This window comes from Achromobacter sp. MFA1 R4 (genome assembly GCF_900156745.1).
GTDB lineage: Bacteria > Pseudomonadota > Gammaproteobacteria > Burkholderiales > Burkholderiaceae_B > Achromobacter.
Window position 1 is genome coordinate 5,464,054 of record NZ_LT707065.1, and the last position, 21,772, is coordinate 5,485,825.

The following is a 21,772-nucleotide window of genomic DNA, read 5'->3' on the forward strand; positions in this document are numbered from 1 at the left end:
GGCGCGGACCGGTGCGCGGGCCGAAAAGCGGCGCCCGCCGCCCTTTCCGGCTTTGCCCCGCGCACCGATCCCGACGGGGCGGGCGGGTTTACTGTCCGCTCTGCGCTTCGGCGGCGACCCGCGCCTCGTAGGCTTCGGTGGCGGCCTGTTTGGCGGCGGCCTTTTCTGCAGCGGCGGCCAGGCGGGCCTCTTCCGCCGCCAAGGCGTCGGCGGCTGCCTGCACCGCACGCTGGCGGGCCCGTTCCTTCGCGTCGATCACGCCTTGCGCATCGAGCGATTCGAACACGGCGATCGATTCCACATGCCCCGTGTGCGGGAACATGTTGATCACGCCCGCGGCCTTGAGCACATAGCCGCCTTCGTGGACGAGAATGGCCGCGTCGCGCGCCAGGGTGGCCGGATTACAGGACACGTAGACGATGCGGCGGGGACGCTCTTCGTAAGACAGTTCCGACAAGGCCTGCGACACCGCATGGGCGCCTTCGCGCGGCGGATCGATGAGCATCCGGTCGAAGTAGCCCAGGCTGCGCAGCCAGGTCACGTCGACCTCGAAGAGGTTCAGGGTGGCAAAGCGGGTGCGGTCGCCCAGGCCATGGCGCGAGGCCGCGTCAAAGGCGCGGTCGGTCAGCGCCTTGCTGCCTTCGACGCCCACGGCTTCGCGGGCCTGGGTCGCCAGGGGCAAGGTGAAATTGCCCAGGCCGCAGAACAGATCGGCCACGCGGTCGGTGGGTTGCACGTCCAGCAACTTGAGCGCGCGCGACACCATTGCGCGGTTGATGGCGTGGTTCACCTGCGTGAAATCGGTGGGCCGGTACGGCATCCGCAGGCCGAATTCCGGCATGGTGTAGGACAGCGCGTCGTTGTGCTCGCGCTCCAGGGCGTGCACCGTGTCCGGGCCCTTGGGCTGCAGCCACCATTGCACGTCGTGCCGGGCCGCGAAGGCGCGCAGGATGGCGATGTCGCCATCGGTCAGGGGCAGCAGATGGCGCAGCACGAGCGCGGTCACGCCTTCGCCGAGCGCCACTTCGATCTGTGGCATGCGGTCCGGCGCGGACATCGACGAGATCATCTCGCGCAGCGGGATCAGCAGGTCGCTGACGTGGCGCGGCAGCACATGGCATTCGCGCATGTCGGCCACGTAGCTGCTCTTGCGTTCATGGAACCCGACCAGCACGCCGCCCTTCTTGGGCACCACGCGCACGGACAGGCGCGCCCGGTAGCGGTAGCCCCAGGTCGGGCCCTGCAGCGGCGCCAGGATCAGCGCCGGGCGCAGCTTGCCCACATGCCAGAACGTGTCTTCCAGCGCGCGCTGCTTGATGGCCACCTGCGTGGTGGGCTCAAGGTGCTGCATGGCACAGCCCCCACAGACGCCGAAATGCGGACAGCGCGGCCGGACGCGTTGCGACGAGGGACGCAGCACCTCGTCCACGCGCGCGGTTTCATAGGAAGGCTTACGGCGCAGCGTCACCGCGGTGACCCGCTCGCCGGGCAAGGCGCCTTCCACGAAAATGACTTTCCCGTCGCGGCGGGCGATCCCCCTGGCTTCCAGGTCCAGGGATTCGATACTCAAAACGTCAGACATCTCACGCAGTCCAGAATTGCACGCAACCCGTGATTGTAAAAGGACTTCGCGCATTCCCGGAAATGGATCCGATGGGGCCGGAACGTAAAAAAAGGGGCTTGCCGGACGCCGCCCTGGCCGGGCGAAATCCCGCAAACCCCAAAAGCCGGCGCTGTTCAGGGCGCCGCCACGGATTTCAGAATGAACGCGCCACCGAGAAGACGGCGCCGATGCGGCCCGACGGATGGCCGTATTTGGTGGGCAGCCAGTTGTCCTTGGTGGCGCCGACCGCCGCCAGCCCCAGGATCCAGCCCTTCAGGTCCTTGGTCACGCCGACCTTGTAGTCGACATAGTGGCCGATGGAATCCCCGTCCATGTTGGTCTGGTTCTTGAGCTTCTGGTAGCCCAGGTGACCCACCAGGCCCCAGCCGTCGCCCAGGTCGAAGGTGGCCGTGCCGTCCAGATACCACGTGCCCTTGCTGTCCGGCGTACTGAAGAAGTCGCTGGGCGTGTACGAGTACTTGAGGCTGTAGTTGCCGTAGGACGCGCCCAGGTACAGGTCGGTGTTGTTGTAGTTGCCGCCTTTGGGCGAACTGGAGCCGGGATAGTAGTAATGCAGCACGCCCGCATCCAGCGTGAAGCCGCCGCCGACGTCGCCCTTCCAGCCGCCGTAGAAGTCCATTTCCAGGTTGCCGTCGGTGAAGACGAAGCTGGAGACGTTGGAGTTCCAGTTGCCCAGGTAGAAGCCCGAACTGTGGTTCAGGTCAAAGCCCAACTGCACGGCGGGGCGAAAATCGGTCTGGGAGTAGCCCCGGAACCGGTAGTCGCTGACTATGGTTGCGTTACCGCTGAGTGAAAAGCCGCCTCCGAGATCGGTGGGTTCGGCCTGCGCCAGACCTGCAAAGCAAACGGCAAGCGCGAAGGGCAAGGCTAGCAACGTCTTCTTCATGGTGCGGAAGTCCTGATCGGATTTACGAGAAAGCGGACAGCGCATGGCGCATCCGGCTGACCGGCCCTGCTGCAAGGGTATTGCCGGCTCAAATTCCATGAAGCAATGTCCATGCCAGGTCTGGCCATGCACACAAACGCATGGCCGGCGCGCGGCGGCGAGCCTGACGCACCAGTTTGGTGCCCCGCTTTGGGGCGCGTTGGCAGCGCATGCGTCATAACGGGGAGCGACGCGTCCACCCTCACGAACAAAAACCCCGGCACGCGCGGGGCGTCCGGGGTTTGAAGCAGCCGGCGGGGCTTGCCCCCGCCTTGCGACAGGGGCCGGGCCGTGGGGTCAAGCCGGGGATGGCAGGCTTAGCTGGCCTGGGGCGGCGGCGGCGGGGGCACGTCGCCGGCGGGCGGAGGCGGCGGCATGCCGGCGCGGCCCTTGCCATGACGACCTTCCATCTTGGCGTGACGCTCGGCCATGCGGGCTTCGCGTTCCTTGACGATCTTGGTGACCTGGCCCCGCTGGGTCTCGTTCAGGCTGTCCCAGACGGCCAGCCATTGGTCACGGACCTGCTTGGCCTGATCGCCGAACTGGTCGCGGCGCTTTTCGGATTGTTCGATCAGGGCGCGGGGATCCAGCTTGCCGCTGTCCAGTTGGGCCTTCAGCAGATCGTGGCGCTTGCCGCCGGCGGCGCGCATCGCTTCATGCAGGCTGCGCTGGCTTTCCTGGGCGGTCTTGAACAGGGCTTCCTGCTTGGCGTCGAGCTTCAGTTCGGCGACCTGGGCCTTGGACACGGGGCCCAGGCCGGGGATGAAGAGGCCGTCGCGCATGCCCTTGTGGAAACCGCCGCCGCGGTGACCTTCGTGCATGGCGGCCGGACCGCCATCGGCGGGAGGCGGCGGCGCAGCCATCGCGGTGCCGGCCGCGAAGCCGCTGGACGCGGCGACGATTGCAAGGGCAACCAGATTGGAGCGGATAGCGAATCGGGACATGTGTGTCTCCTGAAAGTGAAGAAAGCGAGGCCATTGTGCGATCCCGCTGGTTTCATCCAGGTTTCGCGCGCGCCCGTCTTGTTTCAGTCGATTGCTTACCTGCCGACGCAAGAACGGGGCCCTGCAGGCCCCGTCCGTCTTGCGGCTTGCGTCGCGACGCAAGCGCATCCGATGCGGCAGGCGTCGCGGCTAGCCCGCGTCCCAGGCCGCCATGTATTCCTTCCAGTGCGGCGCGTCGCTGGCGCCGAGGGTATCGCGCACCAGCGCGATCTCGGCCTCGTAGGCCGCGCGGTCGAGTTCGCCCCGCAGAAAGCGAAAGCGGCAATACACCAGCCACGTATTGACCACGTCGGTCTCGCAATACGCCCGCACCTCGTCGGCGCGGCCGCTGCTCCAGGCCTCCCAGACCTTGCTGCCGTCCATGCCCAGCTTGCCCGGAAAGCCGCAGAGCTTGGCCAGTTCATCGAGCGGCGCATTGGCGCGGCCGTTGTACTTGGCCAGCACGTCCATGAGGTCGACGTGGCGCGTGTGGTAGCGCGAGATGTAGTTGTTGAACTTGAAGTCGCGGTCTTCTTCGCCCATGTCCCAATACCGCGGCGCGGGCACGCCCTGTATCAGGCTGCGGTAATGCAGCACCGGCAGGTCGAAGCCCGAGCCATTCCAGCTCACGAGCCGCGGGGTGTAGCGTTCGATGGTCTTGAAGAAACCCGCGAGCAAGGCCGCTTCGGGATCGTCCGGCTGGCCCAGCGTCTTGACGCGAAAGCCCTGGTCGTCGCGGAACACGCACCCCACCACCGCGACCTTGTGCAGGTGCAGGGGCAGGAAGTCGTGACCCACGGCCTCACGCCGCGCGGTGAGCGCGCGTTCGACGACTTCCTGGTCGGGCACGTCGGCGCCCCAGCCATTGAGCTTGCGCAGCCCATCGGCATCGGGGATGGTTTCGAGGTCGAATACCAGGGTGGGCGTCATTTGGGCGGCAGGTACTGCATCGGGTCGACGGGCGTGCCCTGGCGACGGATCTCGAAGTGCAGGCGCGGCGACGTGGTGTCGCTCTGGCCGAGTTCGGCGATCTTGGCGCCGCGCTTGACCGTCTGGCCCGTCTTCACGAGCAGCGCGCGATTGTGCGCATAGGCGGTGATGAAGCCGTTCTGGTGCTCGACGATGATGAGGTTGCCCAGCCCGCGCACGCCGTTGCCGCTGTACTTGACCAGGCCGTCGGCCGCGGCGGTGATCGGGTCGCCCAGCGCGCCGGCAATGTCGATGCCCTTGCTGCTGGTGTTGAATCCCTGCACGATCTGGCCGCTGGCCGGCCAGGCCCAGTTGATGACGCCCGCGTCAGCCGCGCGCGTGGCCGGCTTGGTGTCCACGGGAGCCGGCGTGGGCGTGGCCTCGGGCTCGGGCGTATTTGCCGCGGGGGTTTCGGGCTGGTCCAGCGGACGGGGCTGCGGCTTGGCGCCCGAGACCGGCGCGGTTTGCGCGCCGCCGCCTGCGCCTGCCGACATGCGCAGCACCTGTCCCACCGAGATCTGGTTGGGGTCGCTGATGTTGTTCCAGCGCTTGATGTTTTCGATGTCGACGTTGTTGGCGCGGGCGATCTTGTAGAGCGTGTCGCCCGGCTTGACCACATAGCTGCCTGACGTGGCCGTCGGCGCGGGTTGCCCGCCGGTCATGTCGACCACCGGGGCACGGGTACCTTTGGATGCGCAGCCGGCCAGGATGGCGAGGCTGAGGACCCCCACTGCGAAGAGCGGGCGGCGCAGGCGCGTCAAAGAAGCGCCCCTATTCATATCGGTCAGTTGCAACTGCCCGTTGAGCATACGTTTCTCCTGTCGCTCAAGATTGTATTCCGGACCGTAGCGGCACAAAGCGCACGGCCTCTAGTTCAGTACGTTTCCAGCTGGCCGCGCCTGTGCGTTCGATAAGAACCAGGCGCTGGTTGGAGCCCCCTTCCGGAGCGATCAGGCGACCGCCCGGCGCAAGCTGCGTAAGCAGCGCTTGCGGGATGGCCAGACCAGCGGCAGCCACAACAATAGCATCGAACGGCGCCACGCCGGGCAGCCCCAAGGTGCCGTCGCCATAGATCAGCCGGATCCGGGTGGTCAGCCGCAAGGCGCGCAAATGCTCGCGCGCAAGCTCGTACAGTCCGCGTATGCGTTCGATGGTGTGGACATCGCGCACGAACTGGGCGAGCACTGCGGCCTGGTACCCGCAGCCCGCGCCGACCTCGAGCACCCGCGTGGGTGCGCGGTCTTCGCAGGCAGCCGCGATCATACGCGCCACGACCCACGGCTGTGAAATGGTCTGAGAATGGCCGATGGGCAGCGCGGCATCTTCATAGGCGCGGCTGGCCAGGGCCTCGTCCACGAACAGGTGCCGCGGCACCGCGGCCATGGCGTTCAAGACGCGTTCGTCGGTAATGCCCTGCGTCCTCAAGCGCTGCACCATGGCCTGGCGCAGGCGTTCGGAGTTCAGGCCCAGGTTGCTGCCCGCCTGCGGCAGCGGCGCCTGCGATTGCCGCTGCAAGGTGGCGGCGGAAATGCGGGTGTTGCTGTTGGCCGGCGTATAGCCCGGTCCGAGGCGTCCGGAGTCGTGACGCGCCGGGCTGGCGCGGCCGGCGGCGCCCGGCGTGAGGTCCGGCTGGCTTATCCGTTTGCGCATAGCGGCTCCGCCCAGGTGCGGATCTCGTCAAGCTGGCTGTGCTGGGTCAGGTCCAGGCGCAGCGGCGTGACCGACACGATGCCCTGCTCGACCGCATGGAAGTCCGTGCCGGGCGTGGCGTCCGCGGCCAGGCCCACCGGTCCGATCCAATAGACCGTGTCGCCATAGGGCGTGGTGGTGCGCACGACCGGCTGCGACGGATGCCGCTTGCCCAGGCGCGTGACCGCAAACCCGTGCATGTCTTCGAAACGGCGGTTGGGGATGTTGACGTTGAGCAGCACCGGCGCCGCGAGCGGCTGGGCCAGATGGCGCTCGACCACCTTGCGCGCCGCGCGCGCGGCGGAGTCGATGTGTTCCCAGCCCTTTTCGGCCAGCGAGAAGGCAATCGCGGGAATGCCGAACAGATAGCCTTCGCTGGCGGCGGCGACGGTGCCCGAATACAGGGTGTCGTCGCCCATGTTGGCGCCATTGTTGATGCCCGACACGACCAGGTCGGGGCGCGCGTCCATCAGGCCGGTGAGCGCGACGTGCACGCAATCCGACGGCGTGCCGTTGACCGCGATGAAGCCGTTGGAGGCGGTCCGCACCGACAGCGGCCGGTTCAGCGTGAGCGAGTTGGAGGCGCCGCTGTGGTTGGTTTCGGGCGCGACGACGGTCAGGTCGCCCAGGCCTTCCAGCGCCGCTACCAGCGCCTCAAGCCCGGGGGCCGAGTAACCATCGTCGTTCGAAACCAGAATTCGCATTGTGCATCCGAAAGAAAATAAAACGCGGGTGACGTTGCGGATTGTACCGTCCGCCGACCCGTCGCGGCTGCCCGGCGACGCGTCCCGGATTCGCGGCGCCCGCTCGATAACCCGAACCCCGCGCCTGCCCGGGCGCGGTAGAATCCGCAGCCATTACTACAACAACGGACTCCCTTTCCATGGCGATAACCGAACCCTCCCTGGCGTTTTCCGTCGCGCTCGTCGTGCTGGCCTACCTGATCGGCTCCGTGCCGTTTGCCGTGGTGGTCAGCAAGGTCATGGGCCTGCAGGACCCCCGCAGCTACGGTTCCAAGAACCCCGGCGCCACCAATGTCCTGCGCACCGGCAACAAGACCGCCGCCGCGCTGACGCTGCTGGGCGACGCAGCCAAGGGATGGTTCGCGATCTGGCTGGCCGAACGGCTGGCGCCGGGCATCGGCCCCGTCGCACTGGCCTGCGTGGCGCTGGCCGTCTTCATCGGCCACCTCTACCCCGTGTTCCTGGGCTTCAAGGGCGGCAAGGGCGTGGCCACCGCGCTGGGGGTGCTGGTGGCGATCCAGCCATGGCTTGCCGTCGCCACGGCCGCCACGTGGCTGATCGTCGCCATTTTCTTCCGCTACTCGTCGCTGGCTGCGCTGGTGGCCGCGTTCTTTGCGCCGGTGTACTACGTCTTTGGATCGGGCCTGGCCTGGCAGGCGCAGCCCGCGCTGGGCGTGGCGCTGGCGATCATCGGCGTGCTGCTCTTTTATCGCCACCGCGCCAACATCGCCCGCCTGATCCAGGGCACCGAAAGCCGCCTCGGCAGCAAAAAGAAGTAAATCCGGGCCTGATGCCGGGTTTCGCGGGCGGCCCTGGCCGCCCGCGTCGTTTCAGGCGATATCGGCCAGGTCCCAGCGCGGCTTCACGGTGAAGCTGTGCGCGCTGGCGTCCAGCGTCGCCAAGCCGGCCTTGACCCGCTCGGCGGCCGCAAACGCGATCATCGCGCCGTTGTCCGTGCAGAGTTCCAACGGCGGAAAGTACGCACGCGCCTTCAGGGGCTTGAGCGCGGCGTCGAGCTTGGCGCGCAGGAGCTGGTTGGCCCCCACCCCGCCCGCGACGACGAGCCGGCGCAAGCCGGTCTGCTTCAACGCGCGGATGGCCTTGGCCGCCAGCACTTCCACGATAGCCGCCTGCGTGGCGGCGGCCAGATCGGCGCGGGTCTGCTCGTCCAGGCCGCCATCGCGTTCGGCCGCCTTGACGCGCGTCAGCACGGCCGTCTTCAGGCCGCTGAAGCTGAAATCCAGGTCTCCACTGTGCAACATGGGGCGCGGCAGATCGAAGCGCGAGGCATCGCCGCTGGCGGCCAGCCGGGACAGCGCCGGCCCGCCCGGATAGCCCAGGCCCATCAGCTTGGCGGACTTGTCGAAGGCTTCGCCCGCGGCGTCGTCCAGGGTCTCGCCCAGCAGTTCGTAGCGGCCCACGCCGTCCACGCGCATGAGTTGCGTGTGTCCGCCGGACACCAGCAAGGCGATGAAGGGAAACTCAGGGCGCGGATCGGCCAGCATCGGCGACAGCAGATGGCCTTCAAGGTGATGGATGCCGATGGCCGGCAGGCCGCGCGACCAGGCAAACGACTGCGCCACGCTCGCGCCCACGAGCAGCGCGCCGGCCAGGCCAGGCCCCGCCGTGTAGGCCACCGCGCCGATGTCGGACATCTGGATGCCCGCCTCTTGCAGCACCTGGCGAGTCAGCGGCACGACGCGGCGGATGTGGTCGCGCGAGGCGAGTTCCGGCACCACGCCCCCGTATTCCTGGTGCATGGCGATCTGGGTGTGCAACGCGTGCGCGAGCAGGCCGCGTTCCGTGCAGACGGCTGCGACGCCGGTTTCGTCGCAGGAGCTTTCAAAGCCGAGAATAATCATGGCGGCAGAGTTTACAACTGATGCGAAAATACGCCTGTTCATGAACGGGGCGCGGTGTCCGGCCACGCCCGACACAATCTTAAAATCCTGCAAAAACCGTGGGGACTCGAATGCTGGAGAAGCTTTTCAAGCTGCGTGAGCACGGCACGACCGCAAGAACGGAAATTGTCGCGGGCCTGACGACATTCCTGACGATGTCGTACATCATCTTCGTCAATCCGGACATCCTGTCCTCGACGGGGATGGACCGCGACGCGGTATTCGTCGCCACCTGCCTGGCCGCCGCGCTGGGCTCGCTGGTGATGGCGTTCATCGCGAACTGGCCGATCGGCATGGCGCCCGGCATGGGCCTGAACGCCTTTTTCGCCTTCACCGTGGTCAAGACCATGGGCTACACCTGGGAGCAGGCGCTGGGCGCCGTGTTCATTTCGGGCATCATCTTCCTGTTCCTGACCATATCCGGCATCCGGGTCTGGCTGGTCAAGGGGATTCCGCATTCCCTGCGCAGCGCCATCGCGGCCGGCATCGGGCTGTTCCTGGCCATTATCGCGCTATCCAGCGCCGGCATCGTGGTCGCGCATCCGGTCACGAAGGTCACGTTGGGCAACCTGACCTCGCATGGCCCGCTCTTCGCCATTTTGGGCTTCTTCGTGATTGCGTCGCTGGACGCGCTGCGGGTGCGCGGCGCCATCCTGATCGGCATCATCGTCGTCACGGTGCTGTCCATGGTGCTGGGCTACAACGAATTCAAGGGCATCTTTTCGGCGCCGCCCAGCCTGTCGCCCACGCTGTTCAAGCTGGACATCCTGGGCGCGCTGCACACGGGCTTCGTGCACGTGATCCTGGTTTTCGTCCTGGTCGAAGTGTTCGACGCCACCGGCACGCTGGTGGGCGTGGCCAAGCGCGCCGGGCTGGTTCCCGAGGATCGTCCCAACCGCCTGGGCCGCGCGCTCTTTGCCGACAGCACCGCCATCGTCGCGGGGTCCATGCTGGGCACCAGCAGCACCACGGCCTACGTCGAAAGCGCATCCGGCGTGCAGGCCGGCGGCCGCACGGGCATGACCGCGTTGGTCGTGGGCCTGCTGTTCCTGGCCGCCCTGTTCATTTCGCCGCTCGCGGGCGCCGTCCCGGCCTATGCCACCGCGCCCGCCCTGCTCTACGTCGCCGGGCTGATGATGCGCGAGCTCATCGACATCGACTGGAACGACGTCTGCGAAGCCACGCCGGCCGCGTTGACCGCGCTGGTCATGCCGTTCACGTACTCGATCGCCAACGGCATCGCGTTCGGCTTCATCAGCTACGTGGTGCTCAAGACCGCCACCGGCAAGATGCGCGACGTGCACCCGGCCACGTGGCTCGTGGCGGTGCTGTTCGTCATCCGCTACGCATTCTTCCCGGAATAGGCGGCGCGGCCGGCACGTCATCCGTCCAGGCCGCCGCGGGTCACGCCCGCGGCGGCTTTTTTCATTTTTAGGCGATCCCCATCGCCGGGATCGAAAAAATCAATCAACCCGGCCGACCGCATGGTTGCTGGCGGGTGAGACTGGAATCGCCGATACACTGCCTGGGTAGATCAGCATATGGAGTCCGTTTTGCGCCCTTCCCGTTTCATTCCCGCGCGGCACGCCTGTTCCCACGCCGCGGAGGCGCACGCATGAGCGCCCTGGCCAACATCCCCTTTTCCGTGCTGGACCTGGCCCCGATTGTGCAGGGGCGCGATGCCGCGGACGCCTTCCGCAATACGGTTGCGCTGGCGCAGCATGTCGAGCAGCTGGGCTACAACCGCTTCTGGCTGGCCGAACACCACAACATCAATGGCGTGGCCAGCAGCGCGACGGCCGTGCTGATCGGTCACGTGGCCGGCCACACCAAGACCCTGCGCGTCGGCTCGGGCGGCATCATGCTGCCCAACCACGCGCCGCTGATCATCGCCGAGCAATTCGGCACGCTGGAGACCCTGTACCCCGGGCGCATCGACCTGGGCCTGGGCCGCGCGCCCGGCAGCGATGGCGCGACGCAGCAGGCGCTGCGCCGCAGTCCGCGCAGCGGCCTGGAGTTTCCGGCGCTGGTCGAGGAACTGCGCGCCTTCCTGGCGCCTTCGCGCCCCGGCCAGCCGGTGCGCGCCATTCCCGGCGAAGGCCTGGACATTCCGATCTGGCTGCTGGGTTCCAGCGATTTCAGCGCGCGCATGGCGGCCGAACTGGGCCTGCCCTTTTCGTTCGCGGGCCATTTTTCTCCCGAGGGCATGGCCGCGATGCGCCTGTATCGCCACCTGTTCAAACCCTCCGAGACGCTGTCGCGCCCGTATTCGATGATCGGCGTGCCGGTGATCGCCGCGGAAACGGACGAGGCCGCCCGTTTCCAGTCCACCACGCAGCAATTGAAGTTCCTGTCGCTGGTGCGCGGCCACCGCCTGCAATTGCAGCCGCCCGTGGAAAGCATGGACGGCTTGTGGAACGAATGGGAGCGCGAAGCGGTCAATCAGAGACTGGGCGCCTCCATCGTGGGCGGGCCGGATACCGTCAAGCGCGAACTCGAAGCCCTGGTCGCGGAAACCCAGGCCGACGAGGTCATGATCGTGTCCGACTTCTATGACATCGCGGACCGCCTGCGCTCTTTCGAAATCGTCGCCTCCTTGAAGAACGGCGCCGGCGTCTCCACCAAAACCGCGGCCTGAGGGCCGCCGACTGCGCTTGCGTACAGCGCCAACCATTGCGACGCAGCCGTGACCGGCTCTACTATTGGTCATCGGGCCTTTGGCAACCATGCGTCGCCGCCGCACGCCGGGGCGTAATCCGGGGGTCTTCGCCACTGCTTTTGCTTTTCGCCGCCCGCGCGGCAAGGATTTCATATGAGTATTGTTGAACTCACCAAAGACAGCTTCCAGGAAGCCATCACGCCCGACGGCACCCTGATCGTCGACTTCTGGGCGCCCTGGTGCGGCCCGTGCCGCGGCTTCGCGCCGGTCTTCGAGCAGGCGGCCACCGAACATCCGGACGTCACGTTCGCCAAGGTGAATACCGATGTGGAGCAGGAACTGGCCGGCGCGCTGGGCATCCGCTCGATCCCCACGTTGATGGTATTCCGCGAAAAAGTCCTGCTGTTCTCGCAACCGGGCGCATTGTCCGGCGGCCAGCTCAATGAGCTGCTGGCCAAGATCAAGGAAGTGGACATGGAACAAGTCCACAAGGAAATCGCGGCGGCCCAGGACGGCCAGGACGCGTAAATGAGCAAGGGGCCCGGTTGGGCCCCTTCTTTTTGCACTGGCGCTGGACGACTCCCTGTTCGCCCCATGCGCCCTGCGTCAGGCTAGGAAATGACCTCCCACGCCGAACGGCCGCGCGTGATGTTCGCCACGGTGACTTCCAGTTCGGGCACGGCGGCGCGCGGCACCGCAAATAGCAGCGTCACGCCATCAGCGTCGTAGTCTTCCTGCCGGATGGCCGCGCCCGCCTGCGACAGGCGGGATTTCAGCAGCGCCATTTCCGCGAATCCGCACGCGCAGCGTACGGTTGCCAGGTCGACGATCTCGGTCCTGTCGGCCAGCCGCAGGCAATTGGCCGCGCAGCCGCCGTAGGCGCGCACCAGTCCGCCCGCACCCAGCTTGATCCCCCCGTACCAACGCACCACGAGCACCGCCACGCGATCCATGTCCTGGCCTTCGATGGCCTGCAGGATCGGCCTGCCTGCCGTGCCGCCGGGCTCGCCATCGTCGTTGAAGCGGTATTCCTGGCCGATGCGGTAGGCCCAGCAGTTGTGCGTGGCCTCGGGGTCGCTGTGTTCGGCAAAGAAACGCATGGCGTCTTCGATCGCCGCCACGGGCGCCGCGTAAGCGACGAAGCGGCTCTTCTTGATGTCTTCCTGGTACGTGCAGGGCGCGGTCAACGTGTACGTCATGCCCGGCATTGTAAGTGCGTGGACCGGCGGCGCTAGCCGTGGCAGTCGGGGACTTCCTGGTCCAGGTAGACGTCGAACGCGACGTCGCGCGCCCACTTCGACGCCATGGACTTCCAGGCGCCGGCGCGGTCCCACGCGCGCATTTCCTGGCCGAGCCAGGCACGGGAGGCGTCGTCGCGCGCCGGCAGCAACCAGACCCGCTCCTGGCGCGCGCCGTCGGGCGTGAGCGTGGACGAGAATTTCTTCCATTCGGGAAAGCGCATCAGCGGCTCCCACACCGCGTCGTCGACCAGGCCGATATCGCAGGCCCCTTCGCGCACCGCGACCAGCGCGTCGGACGGCACGCGGTAGGTCTTGACGACCGCGCCCCAGCCCTGCGCCAGGGCCTGCGCGTGGGCGGCGGCCTCGGCCATGCAGACCGTGCGCCCCTTCGCGTCGGCGGGTTTGCGCAAAGGCGTGTCGCTGCGGATCACCGCCTTGGGGCGTGCGGCGTAGCCGGTGGGCTGCGCCGCGACCGACGCGGGCTGGCCGTCCGCGCGCTCGGCCAATACCAGATCGACCTGGCCGGAAGCCAGCGCCGTGGCGGCCTGCCCCGCCGGCAAATGCACCAGGCGCACAGGCAGTTTCAGGCTGGCCGCCAGCTTGTCGGCGATGGCCGCGTCCAGGCCTTCCGGGGTGCGCACCTTGGCGCCGGCCGCGGGCGGCGGCGCCAGGTACGGCACGCCCACGATCAGTTCGCCGCGGGCGCGCGCCGCCGGGAAGGTCTCGGGCTGCGCCAGCGCGAGGCCCGCCAGCGCCAGGCTGGCGGCAAGGACGAATGGACGCAACCGCGACATCATGGCTTGCTCCGCGGCCTCAGACGTATTGATAGCGCAACAGGCGGTGCTTGAGGTTTTCAAGCACGAACTGGTCGATCAGCGCGGCCAGCACGGCGATGACCAGGATGTTGGTCATGACGCCCGTCATGTCGGCGATTTCGCCCGAATAGGCCAGCGAACGTCCCAGCCCCTTGCCGAAGCCGATCAGCATTTCCGCCGAGATCAGCGCACGCCACGCATTGCCGAAAGCAAGCTGCGCGCCGGTGATGAGTTCGGGCATGACGGCGGGCAGGTACACCCGCTTGACCAGACCCCAGCGCGTGGCGCCCATGACGCGCGCCGCCGACACGTGCACGCGCTGCACGGATTCGGTGGCGTTCATGACGCTGAGCGCGGCCGGAAAGAACGCGGACAGCGCCACGACCACGATGATGGGCGTGTTGCCGAAGCCCATCACGATCAGGAACAGCGGCACCCAGGCGATGGACGGGATCGATTGCAGGATGACGATGGCGCTGCGCAGGACTTCGCGAAAGAAGAACAGCACGGCGGCCACCAGCCCGAAGCCGACGCCGGCCGCGAGCGCCAGGCCGTAGCCCGCGCCCAGGCGTCCCAGCGTGCCCATGAGGCTCTGGTGGAACGACTGCTTGCCCAGGTCTTCGAACAGGCGCTCGACCACCGCGGGCACGCCCGGCATGAGAAAGTCGGGGAGCGCGAACGCGGCCAGTTGCCAGAGGGCCAGAATGAACAGGACGCCCAAAACGCCCGCAATGTGCTTGCGGGCGCCGGTCACACGAGTCGATGCGCTCAAAGCTTGCGAGCCTCTTGCCAGGACAGATCAACGATGCTGGAGACGTCGTACGGCTTGCCGTCACGCGTCTTGAGCGATCCCTGGGCCTGCAGGATGTCTGCGATCTCCTGCATGCGGGCCGTGTCCTTGTCCGTCAGCTTGGGCGTGAACACCTGGGTGCTGATGGCTTCGGCGATGACGGTTTCGCGGGGGAGTTCACCGCGCGACAGCGTCTTGAGCGTGGGCTCGGCGATGAAGTAGGAGGCGATGAGCTTGGAAGCCTGCGCGGGTTCCTTCTGCAGCAGCGTGATGGCCTGGTTCTGCGCGTCCAGCGCCTTCCAGACGTCGTCCTTGCGCTTGGCAAGGGTTTCGCCGGACGTGATGACGACCATGCACGGGAACGGCCAGGCCTGGCCGACTTCGTAGATCTGCTTGACCGGCGCGACCAGTTGCGCGATGCGGTCGTAGGGCTCGAACAGGAAGGCCGCGTCCACGCGCTTGCCCACCAGCGACTGCACGGCGACCGCCGGGCTCACGCCCATGACGTTGACGTCGTCGGCCGACAGGTTGCCCTCCTTGAGCACGACGCCCTTCAGGACCACGTCCGCGGTGCTGCCCTCGGCTTGCGAAGCCAGGGTCTTGCCCTTCAGGCCGGCGATGTCCTTGATGCCGGAATCGTCGCGCACGACCAGCGAGTGATAGCCCTGCTGCGCGCCGCCCACGACCTTCAGGTCCGCGCCCTTGGAGGCCCAGGCCACGGCGTTGGTGAACCCCAGCACGCCGATGTCGAGCTGGCCGCCGACGATGGCCTTGATCAGGTCCGTGCCCGACTTGAACTCGATCAGCTCGGAATCCAGGCCGGCCTTCTTGTAGTAGCCGCCCTCTTGCGCGACGATGGCTTGCGCATCGTCCATCACGCGCAGGTAGCCGACGCGGAATTTCTCAGCCGCCATCGCGGGGGCCGCCGCCAGCAGCGCCGCAGCCAGCGGCAGGGACAACCATTGCTTCAGTTTCATCAGGAGCTCCAGGGGATTCACGGTCCGGCGGCGCCGGGGCGCGGCCGAGGGGTATGTCAGAAAGGGGTCAGGCGGCCAGGGCCATGTTCGAGTGCGCGTCCGAGCCGTCGACTGCGATGCCCAACAGGCGCAGGATCTCGCGCTTTTCGGCGGCCAGGTCGGCCAGGTCGTGGGTCTTGGCGCGGTGGGCCAGGTTGAATTCGCGCAGCACGCGCGCCGGGCGCGGGCTGAAGACGACGATGCGGTCGGCCAGGAACAGGGCTTCGTCGACGTCGTGCGTGACCAGCAGCACGGTGGGCTTTTCCTGCGCGATGAGCTGGCGCAGCACGTCCTGCAGGCTCAGGCGGGTCAACGCGTCCAGCGCGCCGAAGGGTTCATCCATCAGCATGGTCTGGGGCTGCGCGATGAACGCGCGGGCCAGCGCCGCGCGCTGGCGCATGCCGCCGGACACCTGGTGCGGATAGTAGTGTTCAAAACCCGCCAGGCTGACCCGGGCAAGCCATTCGCGCGCGGCGACGCGGGCGCGCTTCTTGGGCGTGTTCTGGAATTCCAGGGCCAGCGCCACGTTGTCTTCGAGCGTCAGCCAGGGATAGAGGGCGTGCTCCTGGAACACCAGCGTGCGGCTGGGATGCGGACCGGCGACCGGCTTGCCGTCCGCCAGCACGCGGCCTTGCGTGGGCATTTCGAGCCCCGCGGCCAGGTGCAGCAAGGTGGATTTTCCGCAGCCGGACGGCCCGACCAGCGCAACCAGTTCGCCGGTCTTGAATTCGCTGGTGAAGCCATCCACGACGGGCAGGTCGCCGAAGTGCTTGTGGACGTGATCGAAGGTCAGATTCATGGAAACGGATCGTGGGCGCGCGTGAAAAACGAGCCTCAAATCTAACAATTCGTTATATGAATCCAAACGATTGATATCGAATGTCTTTACTGCTTCCAGTAATAACGCATCAGATCGGCGCCGACGGCGCCTGCTGCCGGCTGGCGGCGCGCTGCAACCCGAAGGCGATCGCCAGGCCCACCAGCACGGACAGCGAGGCCGCCAGGAAGATCGCCGGATAGCCGAAGCCGCTGGAGATATAGCCGGCGACCGGTCCGGTCACGCCCAGCGCGAGGTCCAGGAAGGCCGAGTAGGCGCCCAGCGCCGCGCCCCGGCTGCCGGCCGGCACGCGCGCCACCGCCTCGACGCCGATGGCCGGGAACACCAGCGCGAAGCCGCAGCCGGTCAGCGCGGCGCCCATCAGGGCCAGGCCGGGATTGGGCGCGAGCCACAGGAGCAACAGCCCCGCCGCTTCGACCAGGAAGGACACCTGCGCGACCCGGAAGCCGCCAAAGCGGGTGATGGTGCCGGCAAACAGCAGGCGCACGCCGATGAACGCGCCGCCGAAGGCGCTGAGCGCATGGGCCGCGCCTTCCCACGAGCGGCTGGCGTAGTACAGCGCCACGAAGGCCGCCAGCGTGCCAAAGCCTACCGACCCCAGGCCCAGCGCCATGCCGTGCGGAAAGACGCGCAGCACCACGCTCTTGAACGCCATGCGGTGCCCGCCGACGATGGCGACCGCGGCCCGGGCCATGGCCAGCCCCAGGCCGGCCAGCCCCAACAGCAGCACCGCCCCGCCCAGCGCGCCCATGCTCCAGTGCTTTTCAAGCTGCACGCCCAGCGGCGCGCCCAGCGCCAGCGCGCCGTAGGTGGCGATGCCGTTCCAGGAAATCACGCGGGCCGTGTGCAGCGGCCCTACCCGCGAGATCGCCCAGGTCGCCGCCCCGGTGCCCACCCAGCTTTCACCAAAGCCCAGCGCCAGGCGGCTGAGGATGATCGCCGTCAGGCTCAGCCAGTCGGTCCGTTCGAAGGCATACGCCAGCAGCAGGAAGATCCCGCTGACCGCGCATGCCGCCATGCCGATGACGACGGTCTGCTTCGGCCCGACCGTGTCGGCCATGCGCCCGGCATGCGAGCGGCTGAGCAGCGTGGCCAGGTATTGGACGCTGATCGCCAGGCCGGCCAGCACGGAGCCATAGCCCAGGTTGCCGTGCACGTAGCCCGGCAGCACGGCGAGCGGCAGGCCGATCGCCAGATAGCAGATGAAAGTGAAGAATGCGATGGCGACGATGCGGGCCGTCAGCGTGAACGTGCCGATCTGCGCGCCATCGGGCGCGGCATGCTGGGTGGAGGACATTGGGAAAACAGGAGAAGGCCTGGCCGGACACCGGCCAGGAACGGGCCGGATGATAGCGCGCGCGGGTTGCGCCGGGCTGAACAGAAACAAAAAGCGGCGCACCCGACCGAGTGCGCCGCTTCATGGAAGGCCGTGCGGGATCAGGCCTCGATGCCGCGCGAGGACAGGTAGTCTTCGTAGCCGCCGCGATAGTCGACGATCTCGCCGGAAGGCAGGATTTCGATCACGCGCGTGGCCAGGCCGGACACGAACTCGCGGTCATGGGAGACGAACACCAGGGTGCCTTCGTACTTTTCCAGCGCGAATTGCAGCGACTCGATCGATTCCATGTCCAGGTGGTTGGTGGGCTCGTCGAGCAGCATGACGTTGTGCCGGCCCAGCATCAGGCGGCCGAAGGTCATGCGGTTCTTTTCGCCCCCGGACAGCACCTTGGGCGCCTTGGGCAGGTCGTCCGCCGAGAACAGCAGGCGGCCCAGCACCGAACGGATCGACTGGTCGTCGTCGCCCGGCTGGCGATGGTTGCCCATCCAGTCCAACAGGTTGATGTCGGTCTGCAGGAAGTGATCGGACACGTCCTGGGCCATGTAGCCCAGGTCGGCGTTGTCGGACCACTTCACCGTGCCCGAATCGGGTTGCAGGTCCAGGGCCAGCAGGCGCAGCAGCGTCGTCTTGCCGACGCCGTTGGCGCCGATGATCGCGATCTTCTCGCCGGCGTCGACCATGGCCGAGAACTTCGTGATGACCGGCGCGTCGTAGGCCTTGGTCAGGTTCTCGACGGTGACGGCCAGGCGGTGCATGACCTTGTTCTGCTCGAAGCGGATGTACGGGTTCTGGCGCGACGAGGGCTTGACCACGACCTGGTCGGCCTTGATGCGGTCGATCTGCTTCAGGCGCGAGGTGGCCTGGCGCGACTTGGACTTGTTGGCCGCGAAGCGGCGCACGAAGTCCTGCAGTTCGGCCACGCGTTCCTTGGCCTTGGCGTTGTTGGCCACCAGGCGTTCGCGGGCCTGGGTAGAGGCCAGCATGTAGTCGTCGTAGTTGCCGGCGTAGATGCGTATCTCGCCGTAGTCCACGTCGGCCATGTGCGTGCACACCTGGTTCAGGAAGTGGCGGTCGTGGCTGATGATGATCATCGTGCTCTGGTAGCCGTTGAGCACGTTTTCCAGCCAGCGGATGGTGTTGATGTCCAGGTTGTTGGTGGGCTCGTCCAGCAGCAGCACGTCGGGATTCGAGAACAGCGCCTGCGCCAGCAGCACGCGCAGCTTCCAGCCCGGCGCCACTTCGCGCATGGGCAGGTTGTGCAGGTCCACGGCGATTTCCAGGCCCAGCAGCAGCTCGCCCGCGCGGGCTTCGGCGGTGTAGCCGTCGTATTCCGCGAACTTGGCCTCCAGGTCGGCCGCGCGCATGTAGTCGTCTTCGGTCGCTTCCGGGTTGGCGTAGATGGCGTCGCGCTCGGACATGGCGGCCCACATCTCGGTGTGGCCCATCATCACGACATCCAGCACACGCACGTCTTCAAACGCGAACTGGTCCTGGCGCAGCTTGCCAAGGCGCACCCCGGGCTCGAGCGAAACGTTGCCGGCGGAGGGTTCGAGGTCGCCGCCGATGATCTTCATGAACGTGGACTTGCCCGACCCATTGGCCCCGATCAGCCCGTAACGGTTGCCTTCCCCGAACTTGACGCTGACGTTCTCGAAAAGGGGTTTGGGACCGAACTGGATGGTGAGATTGGCGGTGGATATCACGGTGTATTTGCGTTTGAAGGCGCCCGAAGGCGCATGCGGGGAAACCGGCTAGTGTAGCAAAGGGGCTGCGGCCCCAATTGGAGCCGCCCCGGCGCCCGCGCCGCCCGGATCAGTGGTGATGCTCGTCCAGCACCAGGTGGGCAAGGCCTTTCTCGGTGGCTATGCCGACCTTCTGGCCGATCGGCAAGGTGGCCTTGGTGGCGACGTGGCCGTAAGGCAGGCCGGTGACGACCGGGACCTTGACCGTCTTGCGCAGCCAGGCCACGACCTCGTGCATGTCGTAACCCTTGTCGTGCGGCGCGAGCCGGTAGTCGGTGAACCGGCCCAGCACGATCGCCTTCTGCCTGGCGAGGATACCGGCCTGCCACAACTGGATCAACATGCGCTCGACACGGTACGGATGCTCGGCCACGTCTTCCAGGAAGAGGATGCCGCCGCGGATCTTGGGCATGTAGGGCGTGCCCAGCAGCGAGGCCACCATGGCGAGGTTGCCGCCCCACAGGACGCCGCGGGCGTCGACCGGATCGGCGTCCAGCGTCTCGAAGCTGAGGATCTCCAGTTCGCCGCGCATCAGCTCGCCGAACAGCGCTTCGGTCAGGTCGTCGACCTTCTTGCCGCCGAAATCCTGGACGGCCGTGGCGCCCGAATAGCTGACCGCGCCGGTCTGCGCCAGCAGGGCCAGGTTGAACGCGGTGAAATCGCTCATGCCGACAAAGCGCTTGCCGCTGTCGGCCATGGCCTTCCAGTCGATGGCGTGCAGCAAGCGGCCCATGCCGTAGCCGCCGCGCGTCACCATGACGATGGGCAGTTTCTGCTTGGCGGCGCGCGTCAGGCTGGCAAGGCGCTGCGCGTCGGTGCCGGCGAATCGCTGATGTTCGGCCAGCGCGGTGCGGTCCAGGGCGGTCTTGAAGCCCTGCCCCTCCAGCCGCTGGCGCGCCAGCGCCACGGTGGCCGGGTCGCGCACGGCGGAGGATGGAGAAATCAGGTAGATGCCGCGGGCGTCCGGCAGGGGGCCGTGGGCATGGCCGTGATCGTGATCGTGGCCGCAGTCGTCGCCGCAGTCCGGGCCGTGATCGTGCGGGTGATCGTGGGCCGGGACGGCGGCGGCCTGGGCGCGGCGCGCCTTGGCGGCGGGCTTGGCGGCAGGCTTGGCGGCTTTGGGGGTGCTCATGCGATGGATTCCTTGGCGCGGCGTTCCCGGAAGAACCGGCGCAGCAGGTCGCCGCAAGGTTCCGCCAGCACGCCGCCGGTGACTGAAGTGTGATGATTGAGCTTGGGCACGGACCCGACGTCCAGCACGCTGCCGCAGGCCCCGGTCTTGGGATCGTAGGCGCCGAACACCACGCGGGCCAGGCGCGCGTGCAGCATGGCGCCGATGCACATGACGCAGGGCTCCAGCGTCACATAGACCGTGATGCCGGGCAGCCGGTAGTTTTCGAGCTGGCGCGCGGCGCCGCGCAAGGCGACGATCTCCGCGTGCGCGGTCGGGTCGTGGTCGATGATGGTGCGATTGAAGCCCCGGCCCAGGATGTCGCCCTGGGCGGACACGACCAGCGCGCCCACCGGCACCTCGCCGATGTCATAGGCGGCCTGGGCCTGTTCCAGGGCCAAACTCATGAATCGCGCGTCCTGTTCGGTCCAGGGCGGGACGGCCGCCACGGCGACCGGATCAACCACGGTACACCCGCGATTTCAGGGCGGTGCGGCCAGCCAGGCTGGTGACGGCCTCTTCCAGCCATTGATAGAGTTCGGCCTGCTCGTCATAGCGGGCCTGGTTCAGGTTGGACACGCGGCCTTCTTCGATGAAGCCCCAGGCCCGGCTGCGCTTGTCGCGGTGCTTGGGATCCCAGACGCCGAAGGCAAAGCCGCCGGCGCGGCGGATCAGCGAAAAGCAGGGAATGTCGGTGTAGCCGTCGCCCACGAAGACCATCTGGTCGAACGGCACGCGCAACCGGTCCTCGGGCACCTTGCGGTTGACCTCGAACGGCTTGTTGCGGAATTCGCGGCCGATGATGCCCTTCTGGATATGGAAGAGATACCGGGTCTTGTCGGTGAAGCTGACGATGCGGCGCGGGAACGCGATGCCGCCGTCGTCGCCATAGACGAACTCCGACGCCCAGATCTCGGTGAATTCGTGCGCGATCGGGGTGGCGCGGACCACATCGCCGATGCCGCTGGAAATCAGGTAGAACTCCAGTTGCACCTGCGGATGCTCGGCGCGCACGGCGGCGCGCAGGCGCTGGAACAGCGTGGACACGCCGTCGTGCAGGTCCAGCCGCGCGCCCCAGTCCTTCAGGCGCTGCTGCGTGATGAGGCCATGCAGCCCCGACTGCGACAACTGGATCATCTTATAGAGGTAGGCGGGAACGGGGTCCCAGTCCTGCTGGAACAGCAGCGGGTCGACCTCTTCCTTCCAGAAGGCGGCCGTGTCCACCCCGATGCTGTCCAGGAAACCGGACGTGCTGTCCGAAGCCAGGGTGTCGTCGAAATCGAAAATCAGGGCGATGACGTCGGACATGAATATGCGTGAAATAAGG

The 21,772-nt window shown here is 67.2% G+C and carries 22 protein-coding genes; 4 read left to right on the plus strand and 18 right to left on the minus strand.

The window, feature by feature from the left end; genetic code table 11:
- Nucleotides 1–88: 88 nt before the first annotated feature.
- The 7 genes from rlmD to surE form a co-directional block, all read right to left on the minus strand.
- Nucleotides 89–1,582, minus strand: a complete 1,494-nt coding sequence (gene rlmD, locus BXA00_RS24980; RefSeq protein WP_092575572.1) for a 23S rRNA (uracil(1939)-C(5))-methyltransferase RlmD — start codon at nt 1,580–1,582, stop codon at nt 89–91.
- Between the two features lie 175 nt (nt 1,583–1,757).
- A complete protein-coding gene (locus tag BXA00_RS24985; protein ID WP_076521064.1) occupies nt 1,758–2,510 on the minus strand; it encodes a TorF family putative porin in 753 nt (250 codons plus the stop codon).
- Nucleotides 2,511–2,866: 356 nt separating this feature from the next.
- The gene (locus BXA00_RS24990; RefSeq protein WP_076521065.1) at nt 2,867–3,493 is read right to left on the minus strand and encodes a hypothetical protein; all 627 of its coding nucleotides are present in this window, start codon (nt 3,491–3,493) and stop codon (nt 2,867–2,869) included.
- A gap of 189 nt (nt 3,494–3,682) precedes the next feature.
- The gene (locus tag BXA00_RS24995) at nt 3,683–4,462 is read right to left on the minus strand and encodes a 3'-5' exonuclease (RefSeq protein WP_076521066.1); all 780 of its coding nucleotides are present in this window, start codon (nt 4,460–4,462) and stop codon (nt 3,683–3,685) included.
- Nucleotides 4,459–5,310: a peptidoglycan DD-metalloendopeptidase family protein gene (locus BXA00_RS25000; RefSeq protein WP_076521067.1), complete on the minus strand. Its 852-nt coding sequence runs from the start codon at nt 5,308–5,310 to the stop codon at nt 4,459–4,461. Before BXA00_RS25000 ends, BXA00_RS24995 begins: the two co-directional genes overlap by 4 nt.
- 16 nt (nt 5,311–5,326) lie before the next feature.
- Nucleotides 5,327–6,151, minus strand: coding sequence for a protein-L-isoaspartate(D-aspartate) O-methyltransferase (locus BXA00_RS25005; protein ID WP_076521068.1), 825 nt, complete (start codon nt 6,149–6,151; stop codon nt 5,327–5,329).
- Complete coding sequence (gene surE / locus BXA00_RS25010) at nt 6,136–6,894, minus strand: 5'/3'-nucleotidase SurE (protein ID WP_076521069.1); 759 nt, start codon at nt 6,892–6,894, stop codon at nt 6,136–6,138. Before surE ends, BXA00_RS25005 begins: the two co-directional genes overlap by 16 nt.
- Nucleotides 6,895–7,073: 179 nt before the next feature.
- On the opposite strand from surE, the gene plsY reads away from it, so the two are divergent.
- Nucleotides 7,074–7,712 carry a glycerol-3-phosphate 1-O-acyltransferase PlsY gene (gene plsY, locus BXA00_RS25015; RefSeq protein ID WP_076521070.1) on the plus strand — a complete coding sequence of 213 codons (639 nt, stop codon included), beginning with the start codon at nt 7,074–7,076 and terminating at the stop codon, nt 7,710–7,712.
- Nucleotides 7,713–7,763: 51 nt separating this feature from the next.
- On the opposite strand, the gene tsaD is transcribed toward plsY, so the two are convergent.
- Entirely contained in the window at nt 7,764–8,795 is a 1,032-nt protein-coding gene (gene tsaD, locus BXA00_RS25020; RefSeq protein WP_076521071.1) for a tRNA (adenosine(37)-N6)-threonylcarbamoyltransferase complex transferase subunit TsaD, read from the minus strand.
- Between the two features lie 110 nt (nt 8,796–8,905).
- Here tsaD and BXA00_RS25025 point away from each other — a divergent pair, with 110 nt between their 5' ends.
- From BXA00_RS25025 to BXA00_RS25035, 3 genes are all read left to right on the plus strand, one after another.
- Nucleotides 8,906–10,198: an NCS2 family permease gene (locus BXA00_RS25025; protein ID WP_076521072.1), complete on the plus strand. Its 1,293-nt coding sequence runs from the start codon at nt 8,906–8,908 to the stop codon at nt 10,196–10,198.
- A 251-nt stretch (nt 10,199–10,449) separates the two neighbouring features.
- Nucleotides 10,450–11,472 (plus strand): LLM class flavin-dependent oxidoreductase, encoded by a 1,023-nt coding sequence (locus BXA00_RS25030; protein ID WP_076521073.1) that lies wholly within the window; start codon nt 10,450–10,452, stop codon nt 11,470–11,472.
- 174 nt (nt 11,473–11,646) lie between these two features.
- The gene (locus BXA00_RS25035) at nt 11,647–12,021 is read left to right on the plus strand and encodes a co-chaperone YbbN (protein ID WP_076521074.1); all 375 of its coding nucleotides are present in this window, start codon (nt 11,647–11,649) and stop codon (nt 12,019–12,021) included.
- A gap of 83 nt (nt 12,022–12,104) precedes the next feature.
- On the opposite strand, the gene BXA00_RS25040 is transcribed toward BXA00_RS25035, so the two are convergent.
- From BXA00_RS25040 to BXA00_RS25085, 10 genes are all read right to left on the minus strand, one after another.
- The gene (locus BXA00_RS25040; protein WP_076522115.1) at nt 12,105–12,692 is read right to left on the minus strand and encodes a YigZ family protein; all 588 of its coding nucleotides are present in this window, start codon (nt 12,690–12,692) and stop codon (nt 12,105–12,107) included.
- A 32-nt stretch (nt 12,693–12,724) separates the two neighbouring features.
- On the minus strand, nt 12,725–13,531 hold the full coding sequence (locus BXA00_RS25045) for a transporter substrate-binding domain-containing protein (protein ID WP_076521075.1): 807 nt from the start codon (nt 13,529–13,531) through the stop codon (nt 12,725–12,727).
- 16 nt (nt 13,532–13,547) lie between these two features.
- Nucleotides 13,548–14,321, minus strand: a complete 774-nt coding sequence (locus BXA00_RS25050) for an ABC transporter permease (RefSeq protein ID WP_076521076.1) — start codon at nt 14,319–14,321, stop codon at nt 13,548–13,550.
- Nucleotides 14,318–15,316, minus strand: coding sequence for an ABC transporter substrate-binding protein (locus BXA00_RS25055; RefSeq protein WP_076521077.1), 999 nt, complete (start codon nt 15,314–15,316; stop codon nt 14,318–14,320). Before BXA00_RS25055 ends, BXA00_RS25050 begins: the two co-directional genes overlap by 4 nt.
- 67 nt (nt 15,317–15,383) lie before the next feature.
- The gene (locus BXA00_RS25060; protein WP_076521078.1) at nt 15,384–16,154 is read right to left on the minus strand and encodes an ABC transporter ATP-binding protein; all 771 of its coding nucleotides are present in this window, start codon (nt 16,152–16,154) and stop codon (nt 15,384–15,386) included.
- Between the two features lie 109 nt (nt 16,155–16,263).
- The gene (locus BXA00_RS25065) at nt 16,264–17,490 is read right to left on the minus strand and encodes an MFS transporter (RefSeq protein WP_076521079.1); all 1,227 of its coding nucleotides are present in this window, start codon (nt 17,488–17,490) and stop codon (nt 16,264–16,266) included.
- 140 nt (nt 17,491–17,630) lie between these two features.
- Nucleotides 17,631–19,235 carry an ABC-F family ATPase gene (locus tag BXA00_RS25070; RefSeq protein WP_076521080.1) on the minus strand — a complete coding sequence of 535 codons (1,605 nt, stop codon included), beginning with the start codon at nt 19,233–19,235 and terminating at the stop codon, nt 17,631–17,633.
- 109 nt (nt 19,236–19,344) lie between these two features.
- Nucleotides 19,345–20,406 (minus strand): LD-carboxypeptidase, encoded by a 1,062-nt coding sequence (locus tag BXA00_RS25075; RefSeq protein WP_076521081.1) that lies wholly within the window; start codon nt 20,404–20,406, stop codon nt 19,345–19,347.
- Entirely contained in the window at nt 20,403–20,894 is a 492-nt protein-coding gene (gene tadA, locus BXA00_RS25080; RefSeq protein WP_076522116.1) for a tRNA adenosine(34) deaminase TadA, read from the minus strand. The genes BXA00_RS25075 and tadA overlap by 4 nt, the downstream gene beginning before the upstream one ends.
- Before the next feature lie 10 nt (nt 20,895–20,904).
- Nucleotides 20,905–21,753 (minus strand): HAD family hydrolase, encoded by an 849-nt coding sequence (locus BXA00_RS25085; protein ID WP_076521082.1) that lies wholly within the window; start codon nt 21,751–21,753, stop codon nt 20,905–20,907.
- Nucleotides 21,754–21,772: the final 19 nt, after the last annotated feature.

Excerpts from the sequence above, each read along its gene's own strand:
- BXA00_RS25060 (WP_076521078.1), bottom strand. The coding sequence starts at position 16,154 with ATGAATCTGACCTTCGATCACGTCCACAAGCACTTCGGCGACCTGCCC.
- BXA00_RS24985 (WP_076521064.1), bottom strand. The coding sequence starts at position 2,510 with ATGAAGAAGACGTTGCTAGCCTTGCCCTTCGCGCTTGCCGTTTGCTTT.
- plsY (WP_076521070.1), top strand. The coding sequence starts at position 7,074 with ATGGCGATAACCGAACCCTCCCTGGCGTTTTCCGTCGCGCTCGTCGTG.
- BXA00_RS25045 (WP_076521075.1), bottom strand. The coding sequence starts at position 13,531 with ATGATGTCGCGGTTGCGTCCATTCGTCCTTGCCGCCAGCCTGGCGCTG.
- BXA00_RS25055 (WP_076521077.1), bottom strand. The coding sequence starts at position 15,316 with ATGAAACTGAAGCAATGGTTGTCCCTGCCGCTGGCTGCGGCGCTGCTG.
- BXA00_RS24995 (WP_076521066.1), bottom strand. The coding sequence starts at position 4,462 with ATGACGCCCACCCTGGTATTCGACCTCGAAACCATCCCCGATGCCGAT.
- rlmD (WP_092575572.1), bottom strand. The coding sequence starts at position 1,582 with ATGTCTGACGTTTTGAGTATCGAATCCCTGGACCTGGAAGCCAGGGGG.
- tsaD (WP_076521071.1), bottom strand. The coding sequence starts at position 8,795 with ATGATTATTCTCGGCTTTGAAAGCTCCTGCGACGAAACCGGCGTCGCA.
- BXA00_RS25000 (WP_076521067.1), bottom strand. The coding sequence starts at position 5,310 with ATGCTCAACGGGCAGTTGCAACTGACCGATATGAATAGGGGCGCTTCT.
- BXA00_RS24990 (WP_076521065.1), bottom strand. The coding sequence starts at position 3,493 with ATGTCCCGATTCGCTATCCGCTCCAATCTGGTTGCCCTTGCAATCGTC.
- BXA00_RS25025 (WP_076521072.1), top strand. The coding sequence starts at position 8,906 with ATGCTGGAGAAGCTTTTCAAGCTGCGTGAGCACGGCACGACCGCAAGA.
- BXA00_RS25035 (WP_076521074.1), top strand. The coding sequence starts at position 11,647 with ATGAGTATTGTTGAACTCACCAAAGACAGCTTCCAGGAAGCCATCACG.
- surE (WP_076521069.1), bottom strand. The coding sequence starts at position 6,894 with ATGCGAATTCTGGTTTCGAACGACGATGGTTACTCGGCCCCCGGGCTT.
- BXA00_RS25065 (WP_076521079.1), bottom strand. The coding sequence starts at position 17,490 with ATGTCCTCCACCCAGCATGCCGCGCCCGATGGCGCGCAGATCGGCACG.
- BXA00_RS25085 (WP_076521082.1), bottom strand. The coding sequence starts at position 21,753 with ATGTCCGACGTCATCGCCCTGATTTTCGATTTCGACGACACCCTGGCT.
- BXA00_RS25030 (WP_076521073.1), top strand. The coding sequence starts at position 10,450 with ATGAGCGCCCTGGCCAACATCCCCTTTTCCGTGCTGGACCTGGCCCCG.
- BXA00_RS25005 (WP_076521068.1), bottom strand. The coding sequence starts at position 6,151 with ATGCGCAAACGGATAAGCCAGCCGGACCTCACGCCGGGCGCCGCCGGC.
- BXA00_RS25075 (WP_076521081.1), bottom strand. The coding sequence starts at position 20,406 with ATGAGCACCCCCAAAGCCGCCAAGCCTGCCGCCAAGCCCGCCGCCAAG.
- BXA00_RS25040 (WP_076522115.1), bottom strand. The coding sequence starts at position 12,692 with ATGACGTACACGTTGACCGCGCCCTGCACGTACCAGGAAGACATCAAG.